The sequence below is a fragment of the Rhodopseudomonas sp. genome (assembly GCF_048594845.1).
Taxonomy (GTDB): domain Bacteria; phylum Pseudomonadota; class Alphaproteobacteria; order Rhizobiales; family Xanthobacteraceae; genus Rhodopseudomonas.
Window position 1 is genome coordinate 1 of record NZ_JBMDXE010000308.1, and the last position, 13713, is coordinate 13713.

Consider the following 13713-nt stretch of genomic DNA (forward strand, 5'->3'; position numbering starts at 1 on the left):
GCAGCGGCACACGACCTTCGCGGTACCACTCGGAGCGTGCGATTTCGGCACCATTAAGGCGACCGGAGACGTTGACCTTGATCCCCAGTCCTCCGAGGCGCATCGCGTTCCCTTCCTGCCGTTCTGCCGTCATAGTTGATCTCGATAAGGATCGAATCGTGGGGCCGACGCGCCACACTAGCCGGGAGCCAATCAGCGTCCGGTTAAAGGTGGTGCCGGGGATCGCAGACCCAGGGGTGAGTTTGATGAGCATCGTTTCACGTCGTGCCGCGCTGGCGCTGCTTGCGTCGGCGGCCTTCATCGTGCCGGCTTCGGCGCAGCAGCAACCGATGCCGCCGCGCGCCTCTGCGGGGCCCAATACCTACGGGCCGGAAGAACTGACGGCGGCCGGCCACCGCTTCTTCGGCAACGTCTCACGCGGGCTGGCTTCCGTGATCGAGCGTGCGGTCAGCCAATGGGGCCTGCCCAACGGCTACGTGCTGGGCGAGGAAGGCTCCGGCGCGTTCGTCGCCGGGCTGCGCTACGGCGAAGGCACGCTCTACACCAAGAACGCCGGCGATCTGCGGGTGTACTGGCAGGGCCCGTCGGTCGGCTTCGACTGGGGCGGCAATGGCGCGCGGACCATGACGCTGGTCTATAATCTGCCCTCCACCAACGCGATCTATCAGCGCTTCGGCGGCATCGACGGTTCGGCCTATGTGGTCGGCGGCTTCGGCATGACCGCGCTGACGGCGAACGGCATCGTGCTGGTGCCGATCCAGTCCGGCATCGGACTGCGGCTCGGCGCCAATATCGGCTATCTGAAGTTCACCCCGACGGCGACCTGGAATCCGTTCTGATCCCGGCGGTCGCCCGCGCCGCGTTTCCCCTCCGCCGTTCACGTTAACGCCGCAACGCTCTGGCGCTGTTGCCGCGCTCCGTGGCATGGTCCGGCCGGAATCTCCGGCCGGACGGCGACGTTTGCCCGGCGCCTCGTCCGCCCACGGCTCGCCGCTTCATCGGTCTCGCCATCTGACGTCGCGCCGGCGCAAGTCGCCTCCTGGGCCGGCTCACGCGTTCCGCTTTCGGGATCTCGGGTAGGAGAACGTCATGGTCGAACAGATCATGTATCTGGCGATCGGCTTTCTGGCTGCGATGCTGCTGGCGCTGATGATTGCGCCGCTGGTGCATAATCGTGCGGTGCGGTTGACGACCAAACGGCTGGAAGCGGCGACGCCGCTGTCGATGGCCGAGATCCAGGCCGACAAGGACCAGCTCCGGGCCGAATTCGCGATGTCGGCGCGGCGGCTGGAGATGAGCGTCGAGCAGCTCCGCAACAAGACAACCAGCCAACTCGCCGAAATCGGCCGCAAGACCGACGCGGTCAACCGCCTCAAGGTCGAACTCGCCGAGAAGAACGAAGCGATCATCGCTCTCGAAGCGCGCGAAAAGGCGCTGAACGAGCAACTTCGCACCACCGAACAGGACTTCGCCACCAAGACCCAGGAGCTGCGCGCCGCCGAGGCCGCGCTCGCCGAGCGTCAGGCGGAGCTCGCCCGGATCAATGCCGAACTCGCCGACCGCTCGATGCAGGCCGACACCCGGCAGGTCGAACTCGTCGCGGTGCGCGCCCAGATCGAGGAGCTGCGTGCCCGCGTCGGTGAGGCCGAGCGCGAATTCAACGCCACCCAGACCCGGCTCGAAGCCCAGCGCGGCGAAACCGCCAGCACCAGCCGCGAGCTGCTCGAGGCACGCGGCCGCGCCGAACAGCTCGGCAGCCGCGTGGCCGACCTCGACCGCCAGCTCGTCGCGCAGGTCAAGGAAGCCGAGCAGCTCGGCAGCCGGGTCGCGGCGCTGGAAGCCGAGAACGCCGGCCTGCGCGCCGCCGCGGCGGCGGCCGAACAGGAACTGCAGCAGCTCCGCGGCGGCAAGGCAGCGCCCAAGGCAAAGACCGGCGGCGGCGCCGACGTCGTCCGGCTGCAGGGCGAGAAGGCCGCGCTCGAGCAGCAGCTCCAGCAGGCCCGTGACGAGCGCGCCGCCGCGCAGCGCGAACTGGCGGCGATCCAGCAGCAGGCCGAGAACAACTGGGCGACGGAGCGGATGGAGAACGCGCTGCTGCGTGAGCGCATCAACGACATCGCCGCCGAAGTCGCCAAGCTGGCGATGACGCTGGAAGGTCCGGATTCGCCGATCGAAGCGATCCTTGCCGGCCAGGGCAGCGCCACGCCGGCGCCCGCCGCCAAGGCGACGGCCCGCGCCAACGGCACCGAGGCCCCGGCGCCCGTCGTCGGCGGTACCCTGGCCGAGCGCATCCGCGCCCTGCAATCCCACGCCTCCCGCGCCCGCCAGATCGGCTGAACGGCTCGAGGCGGCCGCGCGCAGACCGGCCAAGCCCGAGCCGCGGCAAATGGGTGAACGAAGCGGCAAATTCCCGGCTTGCCGCTTGACACCCTGGCCCCTCACTTCGTAAATCGCGCCTCTACGGTCACTGGGACCAGCCGCCACGCGGCCACGTCCCCACCGGTCCCGGGCGCATAGCTCAGCGGGAGAGCGTTCCCTTCACACGGGAGAGGTCCAAGGTTCGATCCCTTGTGCGCCCACCATCCTTCCGATTCGCCGGTCTTCTCACTGCTCTCAGATTGCCGTTAGCCGGAAAGCGATCGCGGAGTTAGTGTCCGCGACTCATCGATCCAAGCCACTCCCTTCATCCGACCTTTAACTCTCGGTTCACCATACCGCGCGGGTTTTCGGAACGATGCAATTTGCTTCAAATTAGTTCGATGAAGCACGGAGGCGATCATGGCCCGTATCGACTATCTGAACGATCAGATTTCGCGCGCTGAACGGCTGGCCAAGATGGTTGTGGACGAGTTGACCGTCACCCGCCTGATGGCGTTCGCGGCGGAATGTCGGGCGGAACTGGCGGCGGCCGAGCGGCGGAGTGATTTCGCTGCCGCGGGTCTGCAAGCCGCCTGAATTCAGTCAGCCCGCGCCGTGGCCCGCTGCCGGCATTGCTCGCAGCGCCGGCAGCGGACAGCCCTCTGCGGTGGTCCAGCGGGAGCGATCCCGTACCCTGCTGCCTTTCGCTGCACAAATCCGGCACTTGGGCACCGCACCAATTGATCCGGCACAATGCGACCGCCCCCAGCCTTCGTTTAGCGGAGGATCAGATGGCCTGAGAGCATCGGTGGGAGGTGGACGACATGGCTCATACCCTCGAACAGACGATCAACGCCTTGCTCGAGCAGGAGCCGGCGCTGCGGCAGTGGCTGGAGCAGATGCGGGCGCTGATCCGCGACACCCGGGGCGTCACGGCAATCGCCGGGCTGACGCCGGCCGAGACCGAGGAATTCCTCCGGCTCGATCCGCTGTTGCGCGCCCATCGCGGCGCGATGACCGCCGCCGAGTTCGAAGCCGCGAGCGCCCGCCATGCCGATCTCAAGAGCCGGATCGAAGCCGCGCTTCAGGACGACGCAATCGAGAGCCTGAGCGACTGGGGCGCGCTCCCGGCGCGCGGCTGACAAAGCCGCACGGCAGCGGCGTGGCGCGGGTTGAAGGCACCAACCCGCGGCGCTGTTGGCTGCTGCCATTGATCGAGCAGGATCGTTGAAAAACCGCGGAGGCGATAGCTGTCGCTTACGCTCACCGTATCGTGCGGACCTGCATCCGCACGCGGGGTCTCACGCGTGCCTCGGCAACGACGCAGCGGTCAGGCCGCCGCCTGCTCGGTCTGCGGACCGACCGGCTTGCAGAACTTGCTGACCAGCCACGACGACAGCACCGCCGGCACCAGCCCGACCAGACCATAGAGCACAAGCTGCACCAGGCCGGCATCGGCGCCGCGGTTGGAATACATGAACGCGGTGGCGATGAAGCCGATGATGCCGACGATCACCATGCGTAGCGGCTGCTTGATGATGCGGATGTGGCAGATGATCTCGTCGATCGCCGCCATCATCAGCGCCGGCAGCAGGCCGAACAGGTAGCTGTATTGCAGCGACCTGAACAGCACGACGAAGAACTTCTGCACCTCCGTCAGATCGGTGTGCATCCAGTAGCCGGACATGTAGCTGGTCGCGAACAGCAACAGCAGTCCGCCGACGAACGGCCCGATCGCACCGAAGATCAGATATCGCTTCATGCCTGCTCCACAACCGGCGATCTCCGCCGGACCGACAGGCTACGCCCGCCGGCCCGATGCCGACAACTCTCGGAGGCGGACAGTCTGCTCAAACTGCCGCGATGGTTACATCCGCACTTCGACCAAGCTCGGCCCGCTGCCGCGGACGCCCGCTTCGAGCGCTGCGTTGAGTTCGTCCGCCGTGGTCACGGCGCGCGCCGGCACACCCATGCCCTTGGCCAGCGACACCCAGTCGAGGTCCGGCCGATCGAGCGTCAGCATGTCCTGCGCGCGCTTGCCGGGCTCGCCGGCGCCGACGCCGTCGAACTCACCCCTCAGGATCTGGTACTTGCGGTTGGCGAACACAACCGTCGTGACGTCGAGATTCTCGCGCGCCTGGGTCCACAGCGCCTGCAGCGTGTACATCGCGCTGCCGTCGCCGACCATGCAGATCACCTTGCGGTCCGGGCACGCAACAGCGGCGCCGACCGCGACCGGCGGCGAGAAGCCGATCGAGCCGCCGAGATTCTGCAGCCAGTCGTGCGGGGCCGCCGCGGCGGTCGGCGGGAAGAAGCCGCGGCCAGTGGTGATCGACTCGTCGATGACGATCGCATTCTCCGGGATCGCCACCGCGATCGCCTGCGCGATGTTGTCGAGCGTCAGCGCGCCGCTCGGCTTGGCGATATCGACGAGCTTCTGCGGCTGGGCGTCCTGGGCCTTAGCCCCGAGCGCGCCGGCCAGCGCCTCGAGCGCCGCTTCGGAGTTCTCGCCGATGTCGGTCAGCCGGTGCGCGTCGCAGCCGTCCGGCTTCAGCAGGCTCGGCTTGTCCGGGTAAGCGAAGAACGCCACCGGGTCCATCGCCTCGACCAGCACGATGTGACGGAACGGCTTCAGGATCGGCAGCGCCGCTTCGATCACATAGGGCACGCGTTCGATCCAGTAGCGCCCCTGCCCGCGCGCCATCCGGGCGTTGTAGGTCTGCGCCATCACCTTGCAGCCGGCCTTGCCGGCGATCCGCTGCGCCAGCGCGAGGCCGTGCTCGGTGAGCGCGTTGCCTGACAACAGCAGCAGCGTCGGCTCGCCGGAGCGCAGCACCCGCGCGGCGGCCTCGACCGCCTGCGACGAGTAGCTCGGCCGCTGCTGATCGGCCGGCACTTCGGCGATGCCGTCGGCCTCGTTCCAGGCGGTGTCGGCCGGCAGGATCAGCGTGGCGATCTGCGGCGGCATGCCCTTGGCGGCGGCGATCGCAGCAGCGCCGTCGCGCGCCACCGACTTGGCGTCCGGCGAGGTGCGAACCCAGGCCGACATCGGCCGCGCCAGCCCCTCGATATCCGAGGTCAGCGGCGCGTTGTAATCGATGTGGTAGGTGGCGTGCTGGCCGACGATGTTGACAATGCCCGAGGCCGCCTTCTTGGCGTTGTGCAGATTGGCGATGCCGTTGGCGAGGCCTGGGCCGAGATGCAGCAGGGTCGAAGCCGGGGTGCGCTTCATCCGATAGTAACCATCCGCGGCGCCGGTGACGACGCCTTCAAACAGGCCGAGCACGCAGCGCATGCCCTCGACGCGGTCGAGCGCGGCGACGAAGTGCATTTCCGAGGTGCCGGGATTGGTGAAGCAGACGTCGACGCCGCCCTGCACGAGGGTTCTCACCAGGCTTTCGGCACCGTTCATCGTTTCGCTCCCTGTTGTGTCGTGACACGACGATCAATCATTGTTGAAAGCGTTCGTCAAAGGGGCGGGCGCGCGGAGCAGCGCTTCGTACCGCGCACGCCAAGCCTCCGGCGTCATCGCGATGACTTGCGCAATCGCCATGATTGTGGCCTGTCTTGGGTTGGATTCTGACGATTGCGAGGTTTACGATGGTTCGCACTGCCCGCCTGTTCGCGCTCGCCGCCACGATTGCCGTTGCCGGGATGACCCAGGCGTCCGCCCAGGAGGACATGCGGGCCGTGATGGGGTTCGGTCCGTTCTTCCGCTCCGGTCCGGCGGCCAGCCCGATCCCGCGGGAACGCGTTAACTTCATGGGCAACTATGCGCCCGGAACGATCGTGATCAGCACCTCGGAGCGCCGGCTCTATCTGGTCCAGCCGGACGGCACCGCTTTGCGCTATGGCATCGGCGTCGGCCGCGACGGGTTCCGCTGGTCGGGCGTTCACCGCATCACCGCCAAGAAGGAATGGCCGAGCTGGACGCCGCCGGCGCAGATGCTGCGACGCCGCCCCGATTTGCCGCGCCACATGGCCGGTGGCGAAGACAATCCGCTCGGCGCCCGCGCCATGTATCTCGGCTCGACGCTGTATCGCATCCACGGCTCGAACGAGCCGGAAACGATCGGCCAGGCGGTGTCGTCGGGCTGCTTCCGGATGACCAACGAGGACGTGGTCGACCTCTACGACCGCGTCCGCGTCGGCGCCACCGTGATCGTGCGGAACTGATCCGCGGCGGGGCGCGCAGCCCCGCTGCTCCCAATTACGGGTTGTGCGCCGCGACGGATTGCGGCAGCGTTCGGCCATGCAAAGTGGCCGCCCTACCCGTTTCCTCGCCCCCGTGCTCGCGGCGATCATCGCCGCGGCAGCGGGCGTAGCGGCGCCGTCGCTGGCGGCCGACAGCACCGACATTTCGGCCAACCAGCGCGCCGAGAAGCGCGACTTCACCGACAGCCAGATTTTCGACGGCTTCTTCAAGACCGCGTTCGGCGCCGAGTATCACCTCGCCGGCCGTGTCGATCGCATCCGCAAGTTCGAAGGCCCGGTGCGGATCTTCGCCGAAGGCGATACTCATCCCGACCGGCGGGCACAGCTCGCACGTGTGGTCGCCGACATCGCCAAACGCATCCGCAACCTCGATATCGCCATCACCCAGGACAGCGACGAGGCCAACGTCACCGTGCACCTCGTCCGCGACAAGAACCTCAACAAGACCATTCAGGCCTTCTACGGCGCCGAACGCGCCAAGGAGATCCGCGAGTCGCTCGATCCGCAATGCCTGTCTGGCTTCCGCAAGAACGACAAGTTCGAGATCGAGCACGCCGACGTCATCCTGACGATCGACAATGGCGACTTCGTCTTCCTCGACTGCGCCTACGAGGAACTGCTGCAATCGCTCGGCCCGATCAACGACACCGACGAGGTGCCGTGGACGATGTTCAACGACGACGTCCAAAAGGGTTACTTCGACGTCTACGATCAATACCTGATGAACATCCTGTACCACCCGGAGATCAAGCCGGGCATGACCGTGCAGGAGGTCAAGTCTGTGCTGCCGCAGGTGATGACCGACGTGCGGAGTTTTGTCGGGAAAGTCAACGGATTGGGGCAGTAGTCGGCGGTAATCATCCTGCCCCTCCCCGTCAATGCGGGGCGCGAGCGCAGCTCGCGAGCCCGGAATCTATAACCCCTGCGCTCTCGACAGATCACCGACAACCACCATCCCTTACTACACACGCTGCGGCGTATGGATTCCGGGCTCGCCGCTGCGCGGCGCCCCGGAATGACGCGTCGAGAGACTGTTGTCGTTAGGCCGTCTTGGTGAACAACTCCCGCCCGATCAGCATCCGGCGGATCTCGCTGGTGCCGGCGCCGATTTCGTAGAGCTTGGCGTCTCGCAGCAGGCGGCCGGTCGGGTAGTCGTTGATATAGCCGTTGCCGCCGAGCAGCTGGATGGCGTCGAGCGCGCATTGAGTGGCGCGCTCGGCGGCGTAGAGGATCGCGCCGGCGGCGTCCTCGCGGGTGGTCTCGCCGCGGTCGCAGGCCTTCGCCACCGCATAGACGTAAGCGCGCGAGGCGTTCATGGTCACGTACATATCGGCGACCTTGCCCTGCACCAGCTGGAAGTTGCCGATCGGTTCGCCGAACTGCTTGCGCTCGTGCACATAAGGCATCACGACGTCCATGCAGGCCTGCATGATGCCGAGCGGCCCAGCGGCCAGCACGGCGCGCTCGTAGTCGAGCCCGCTCATCAGCACGTTGACGCCGCGGCCGACTTCGCCGAGCACGTTTTCCTCCGGTACTTCGCAGTCCTCGAACACCAGCTCGCAGGTGTCGGATCCGCGCATGCCGAGCTTGTCGAGCTTCTGCGCCGTGCTGAATCCCTTGAAGCCCTTCTCGATCAGAAACGCCGTCATGCCGCGGGGGCCAGCGGCCGGATCGGTCTTGGCGTACACCACCAGCGTCTCGGCGACCGGGCCGTTGGTGATCCACATCTTGTTGCCGTTGAGGACGTAACGGTCGCCCTTCTTGTCCGCGCGGGTCTTCATCGACACCACGTCGGAGCCTGCGCCCGGCTCGGACATCGCCAGCGCGCCGACGTGCTCGCCGCTGATCAGCTTCGGCAGATACTTCCGCTTCTGCGCCTCGTTGCCGTTGCGGCGGAGCTGATTGATGCAGAGGTTGGAATGCGCGCCGTAGGACAGGCCGACCGAGGCTGAAGCGCGTGAAATCTCCTCCATCGCGATGCAGTGCTCGAGATAGCCGAGCCCGGCGCCGCCGTACTCCTCTTCGACCGTGATGCCGTGCAGGCCGAGTTCGCCGAGCTTCGGCCACAGGTCGCGCGGGAACGTGTTGGTCTTGTCGATGGCCTCGGCGCGCGGGGCGATCTCGTCCGCCGCAAAGCCGCGCACCGTTTCGCGGATCGCGTCGGCGGTCTCGCCGAGATCGAAATTGAACAGGCTCTGCGCGTTCGAAATCATGGTCGGGCTGTCTCCACTCGTCGGCGCGGCAAGCCGCGCAACCGTGTTCTGGTTGGCCGGCACCATGTCACGACGCCGCAGGGCTGAGAAGGCTCCAAAGGTCGTTCCACCGGCTTTCCAGGCCGTTTACCAGCGCCTCGACGCAACCCGGCTGGCTGAAAACCGGCGCCTCGGAGGATCTTGTGCGGAGCCGCTATCAGGGCTGCCGCACCCGCCTTGCTCTTGCCCGCCCAACCGGTTGTAATCACCCGAACGGACTGCCGCGACGAAGACGGCAGCCGACGGAGACCGATCGCCGCGATGCGGTGCGTCGGAGCGAAACGCCAGATACGCCATCAGCGAGGGCCCGCATGCACGGCACCATCGAGACCAGCAACGTCGCGACCGACAAAGCCGCACGGCAGCGCGCCGCGCGCGAAGAGGCCTATGCGACGCCGCTGAAGGACTTCCATCCCGGCGCGCCGCGGCATTTCCGCGACGACACGCTGTGGCCGTGGTTCGAGCGGCTGCGCGCCGAGGAACCGGTGCACTATTGCACCAACGCGCCGATCGAACCGTATTGGAGCGTCGTCAAGTACAACGACATCATGCATGTCGACACCAGCCACCAGATTTTCTCGTCGGATTCGACGCTCGGCGGCATTTCGATCCGCGACGCGCCGCCCGGCTACGACTGGCCGAGCTTCATCGCGATGGACGAGCCGCGGCATTCGGCACAGCGCAAGACAGTGTCGCCGATGTTCACGCCGCAGCATCTCGACGAACTCGCAGTGCTGATCCGGCAGCGCACCCGCAAGGTGCTGGACGGCCTGCCGCGCGGCGAGACGTTCAACTTCGTCGACCGCGTCTCGATCGAACTGACGACCCAGATGCTGGCGACGCTGTTCGACTTCCCGTTCGACCAGCGACGCAAGCTGACGCGCTGGTCGGACGTATCCACGGCACTGCCGAAGAGCATGGTGGTCGAATCCGAGGAGCAGCGGCGCGCCGAGCTCAACGAATGCGCCGCGACCTTCGCGCAGATGTGGAACGAGCGGGTGAATTCCGAGCCACGGAATGATCTGTTGTCGATGATGGCGCATCACGACGCCACGCGGCACATGGACCGCGACAACCTGATCGGCAACATCCTGCTGCTGATCGTCGGGGGCAACGATACCACCCGCAACACCATGACCGGCTCGGTGCTGGCGCTGAACGAGAACCCCGACCAGTTCGCCAAGCTCCGCGCCAATCCCCAGCTGATCGACACCATGGTGCCTGAGGTAATCCGCTGGCAGACGCCGCTGGCGCATATGCGCCGCACCGCGCGGGAAGACACTGAACTAGGCGGCAAGACCATCCGGAAAGGTGACCGGGTGGTGATGTGGTACGTCTCCGGCAATCGCGACGACGAGGTGATCGAGCGGCCCAACGAGTTCATCATCGACCGCAAGCGGCCGAAGATCCACCTCTCCTTCGGCTTCGGCATCCATCGCTGCGTCGGAATGCGTCTGGCGGAATTACAGCTGCGGATCGTCTGGGAGGAAATGCTGGACAGGTTTGACCGCATCGAAGTTGTCGGGGAGCCGAAGCGGGTGTATTCGAGCTTCGTCAAGGGCTACGAGTCCTTGCCGGTTCGCATTTCCTGACCCTCCCCAAGAAAAAGAAGACAGCCTCGACAATGAAACATCATGCCGCCGCGGAGCAGGACGAATTTCACGATATCCGCGACGCCGTCGCCAAACTGTGCGCGCAGTTTCCGGGCGAATACTGGCGCAAGCTCGACCGCGACATGGCGTACCCCAAGGCGTTCGTCGATGCTCTGACCGAGGCCGGCTATCTGTCTGTGCTGATCCCGGAGGAATACGGCGGCGCCGGCCTCAAGCTGTCGGCCGCGGCGGCAATTCTCGAGGAGATCCAGCGCGCCGGCTGCAATGGTGGCGGCTGCCACGCCCAGATGTACACCATGGGTACTCTGCTGCGTCATGGCAGCGATGAGCAGAAGGCGAAATGGTTGCCGAAGATCGCCAGCGGCGAACTGCGGCTGCAGGCGTTCGGCGTCACCGAGCCGACCTCCGGCACCGACACCACCTCGCTGAAGACCTTCGCCAAGAAGGACGCCAACGGCGACTACGTGGTCAACGGCCAGAAGATCTGGACCAGCCGCGCCGAATATTCCGACCTGATGATCCTGCTGGCGCGGACTACGCCGAAGGATCAGGCGGCGAAGAAGACCGAAGGCCTGTCGGTGTTCCTGGTCGACATGCGCGAGGCGCGCGGCAACGGCCTGGAGATCCGGCCGATCCGTACCATGATGAACCACGCCACCACGGAAGTGTTCTTCACCGACATGAAGGTGCCGAAGGAAAACCTGATCGGCGAGGAAGGCAAGGGCTTCCGCTACATCCTGTCCGGCATGAACGCCGAGCGCATCCTGATCGCCTCGGAGTGCATCGGCGACGCCAAATGGTTCATCGCCAAGGCCACCAACTACGCGAAGGATCGCGTCGTGTTCGGCCGTCCGATCGGCCAGAACCAGGGCATCCAATTTCCGATCGCCAAGGCCTACGCCAACATGCGCGCGGCCGAACTGATGGTGAAGGAAGCCACCCGAAAGTACGAAGCCGGCATGGACTGCGGCGCCGAGGCCAACATGGCCAAGATGCTCGCCGCCGACGCGTCGTTCGAAGCCGCCAACGCCTGCATCCAGACCCACGGCGGCTTCGGCTTTGCCGAGGAATACGACGTCGAACGCAAGTTCCGCGAGACGCGGCTGTATCAGGTGGCCCCGATCTCGACCAACCTGATCCTGTCGCACGTCGCCGAGCACGTGCTCGGCATGCCGCGGTCGTACTAAACTCCCGTCATTGCGAGCGAAGCGAAGCAATCCAGAGCCGAGTTCACCGAGCCTGGATTGCTTCGTCGCTACGCTCCCCGCAACGACGCAGCCATTGCAGGATTGATTGGATGCTTCCGCTCGAAGGACTGACCGTCATCGCCGTCGAACAGGCGGTCGCGGCGCCGTATTGCAGCTCGCGGCTCGCCGATGCCGGCGCACATGTGATCAAGATCGAACGCCCCGAGGGTGATTTCGCCCGCGGCTACGACGCCGCCGCCAAGGGCCAGAGCAGTTACTTCGTCTGGCTCAACCGCGGCAAGGAATCCGCCGTGGTCGATCTCTCGACCAAAGAGGGCCGCGACGAGCTCGAAAAGCTGATCGCCTCCGCCGACGTGCTGCTGCAGAACCTCAAGCCCGGCTCGATGGACAAGCTCGGCTTCACCCGCGAGCGACTGCGCGCCGACTATCCGAAGCTGATCATCTGCACGATCTCCGGCTACGGCGACGACGGCCCCTACGCGCATCGCAAGGCGTACGACCTGCTGATCCAGGCCGAGAGCGGCCTCGCCTCGATCACCGGCGGGCCGGAGAGCGCCTCGCGCGTCGGCATGTCGGTTGTCGACGTCGCCACCGGCGCCGCCGCGCATGCGGCGATCCTCGAAGCACTGATCGGCCGCGGTCGTTCGGGCCAGGGCGCAGACATCCGGATCTCGATGTTCGACGTGATGGCAGATTGGCTGACCGTGCCGCTGCTCAACGCCGAGGCCGGCAATCCGCCGAAGCGTCTCGGCCTCGCGCATCCGTCGATCGCGCCCTACGGCGTGTTCACCAGCAAGGACGGCAAGGACATCCTGATCTCGATCCAGAGCGAGCGGGAGTGGAAGAAGCTCTGCTCCGACGTGCTGCGCCAGCCGGATCTGCCGAACGATCCGCGGCTCAAGAACGGCGTCGAGCGCGTCAAGAACCGCGCCTACACCGACAAGATCGTCGCCGAGATCTTCGGCTCGCTGACCCGCGACGACCTGCTGGAACATCTCGCCAGCGCCGACATCGCGTTCGCCGAAGTCAACACCATGGAAGACCTGTCGCATCATCCGCATTTGCGCCGGATCGAGGTCGACACACCGAACGGCAAGGTCGCTTATCCGGCGCCGGCCGCGATCGTGGTCGGCGAAGACCGGCATTACGGCGCCGTGCCGGGCATCGGCGACAAGCGCAAGTAAGCGGACAAGTCAGCGAGGACCACCATGACCGAAGCACTCGACATCGATCATCTCCGGCAGTGGATCGGCCGCAGCGAACAGGCCACCGATCTGGTGACGCCGCAACTCGTGAAGGGTCTGCGCGCGACGCTGTTCCTCGACATCGGCCAGCCCAAGACCGGCGACGCCGCGCCGTTCACGGCGCATTGGTGCCTCGGTCAGCCGGTGTACCCGATGGACATGCTCGGCCCGGACGGCCATCCCACCCGCGGCGGCTTTCTGCCGCCGGTGCTGCTGCCGCGTCGAATGTGGGCGGGTGGTGAGTTGACGTTCATCGATACGCTGAGGGTCGGCGACGAAGTGACCCGGACTTCGACGATCGGCGACGTGCAGATCAAGCAGGGCTCGACCGGCACGCTGTGCTTCGTCACCGTCAATCACGAGATCACCACGCCCCGCGGCGTCGCCATCCGCGACCGACAGGACATCGTCTATCGCGACGTGCCGCCGCCCTCCGCGGCGCCGGCCGCCCCCGCCAAGCCGGCCGCAGCCCCGCCGGCCGCGCAGCATCGCGAGAGCCACCTCGCCGATCCGGTGCTGCTGTTCCGCTATTCGGCGCTGACCTTCAACGGCCACCGCATCCATTACGACCGCGATTACGTCACCAAGGTCGAAGGCTATCCGGGCCTGATCGTCCACGGTCCGATGCAGGCCGCCCTGCTGGTCGAATTCGCCGCCAAGCTGAAAGGCGCCGCGCCGAAGACCTTCAGCTATCGCGGCGTGCAGCCGCTGTTCGACGGCGCCGACTTCTCGGTCAATGCCAACGCGGCCGGCACCGGCTTCGACGTCTGGACCGCCAACGCCGACGGCGTGCCGAACATGAAGGGCACGGCGAGCTGGTAGC

13 protein-coding genes, 1 tRNA gene and 1 pseudogene are annotated in these 13713 nt (G+C 66.2%); 11 read left to right on the top strand and 4 right to left on the bottom strand.

The features are described from left to right. Window positions 1–124: pseudogene (locus ACOJTD_RS20325) on the bottom strand (30S ribosomal protein S3); the annotation flags it as partial. Between the two features lie 121 nt (window positions 125–245). Here ACOJTD_RS20325 and ACOJTD_RS20330 point away from each other — a divergent pair. The 5 genes from ACOJTD_RS20330 to ACOJTD_RS20350 all read left to right on the top strand — a co-directional run bounded on the left by ACOJTD_RS20330 (window position 246) and on the right by ACOJTD_RS20350 (window position 3500). Then, complete coding sequence (locus tag ACOJTD_RS20330; RefSeq protein WP_420134674.1) at window positions 246–839, top strand: DUF1134 domain-containing protein; 594 nt, start codon at window positions 246–248, stop codon at window positions 837–839. Window positions 840–1089: 250 nt separating this feature from the next. Next, window positions 1090–2337, top strand: coding sequence for a hypothetical protein (locus ACOJTD_RS20335; protein ID WP_420134675.1), 1248 nt, complete (start codon window positions 1090–1092; stop codon window positions 2335–2337). Between the two features lie 170 nt (window positions 2338–2507). Then, window positions 2508–2582: transfer RNA gene (locus ACOJTD_RS20340), tRNA-Val, on the top strand. 196 nt (window positions 2583–2778) lie between these two features. Beyond that, complete coding sequence (locus tag ACOJTD_RS20345) at window positions 2779–2955, top strand: hypothetical protein (protein WP_420134676.1); 177 nt, start codon at window positions 2779–2781, stop codon at window positions 2953–2955. 227 nt (window positions 2956–3182) lie between these two features. Beyond that, complete coding sequence (locus ACOJTD_RS20350; protein WP_420134677.1) at window positions 3183–3500, top strand: hypothetical protein; 318 nt, start codon at window positions 3183–3185, stop codon at window positions 3498–3500. A 188-nt stretch (window positions 3501–3688) separates the two neighbouring features. Here the strand turns inward: ACOJTD_RS20350 and ACOJTD_RS20355 are convergent, their stop codons facing one another. Both ACOJTD_RS20355 and ACOJTD_RS20360 read right to left on the bottom strand, forming a co-directional pair. Then, entirely contained in the window at window positions 3689–4120 is a 432-nt protein-coding gene (locus ACOJTD_RS20355; RefSeq protein WP_420134678.1) for a DUF5413 family protein, read from the bottom strand. A 105-nt stretch (window positions 4121–4225) separates the two neighbouring features. Beyond that, a complete protein-coding gene (locus tag ACOJTD_RS20360; protein WP_420134679.1) occupies window positions 4226–5770 on the bottom strand; it encodes an acetolactate synthase large subunit in 1545 nt (514 codons plus the stop codon). 188 nt (window positions 5771–5958) lie between these two features. Between ACOJTD_RS20360 and ACOJTD_RS20365 the strand changes: the two genes are divergently transcribed. Both ACOJTD_RS20365 and ACOJTD_RS20370 read left to right on the top strand, forming a co-directional pair. After that, window positions 5959–6534 carry a L,D-transpeptidase gene (locus tag ACOJTD_RS20365; RefSeq protein WP_420134680.1) on the top strand — a complete coding sequence of 192 codons (576 nt, stop codon included), beginning with the start codon at window positions 5959–5961 and terminating at the stop codon, window positions 6532–6534. Between the two features lie 76 nt (window positions 6535–6610). After that, window positions 6611–7420 carry a DUF2927 domain-containing protein gene (locus ACOJTD_RS20370; protein WP_420134681.1) on the top strand — a complete coding sequence of 270 codons (810 nt, stop codon included), beginning with the start codon at window positions 6611–6613 and terminating at the stop codon, window positions 7418–7420. 193 nt (window positions 7421–7613) lie between these two features. Here the strand turns inward: ACOJTD_RS20370 and ACOJTD_RS20375 are convergent, their stop codons facing one another. Then, complete coding sequence (locus ACOJTD_RS20375; RefSeq protein WP_420134682.1) at window positions 7614–8786, bottom strand: isovaleryl-CoA dehydrogenase; 1173 nt, start codon at window positions 8784–8786, stop codon at window positions 7614–7616. 350 nt (window positions 8787–9136) lie between these two features. On the opposite strand from ACOJTD_RS20375, the gene ACOJTD_RS20380 reads away from it, so the two are divergent. The 4 genes from ACOJTD_RS20380 to ACOJTD_RS20395 all read left to right on the top strand — a co-directional run bounded on the left by ACOJTD_RS20380 (window position 9137) and on the right by ACOJTD_RS20395 (window position 13712). Next, complete coding sequence (locus ACOJTD_RS20380) at window positions 9137–10417, top strand: cytochrome P450 (RefSeq protein WP_420134683.1); 1281 nt, start codon at window positions 9137–9139, stop codon at window positions 10415–10417. Between the two features lie 32 nt (window positions 10418–10449). Further along, the gene (locus ACOJTD_RS20385) at window positions 10450–11625 is read left to right on the top strand and encodes an acyl-CoA dehydrogenase family protein (RefSeq protein WP_420134684.1); all 1176 of its coding nucleotides are present in this window, start codon (window positions 10450–10452) and stop codon (window positions 11623–11625) included. Window positions 11626–11735: 110 nt separating this feature from the next. Continuing rightward, the gene (locus ACOJTD_RS20390; RefSeq protein ID WP_420134685.1) at window positions 11736–12830 is read left to right on the top strand and encodes a CaiB/BaiF CoA transferase family protein; all 1095 of its coding nucleotides are present in this window, start codon (window positions 11736–11738) and stop codon (window positions 12828–12830) included. 24 nt (window positions 12831–12854) lie between these two features. Then, window positions 12855–13712, top strand: a complete 858-nt coding sequence (locus ACOJTD_RS20395) for an FAS1-like dehydratase domain-containing protein (protein ID WP_420134686.1) — start codon at window positions 12855–12857, stop codon at window positions 13710–13712. Window position 13713 lies beyond the last annotated feature (1 nt).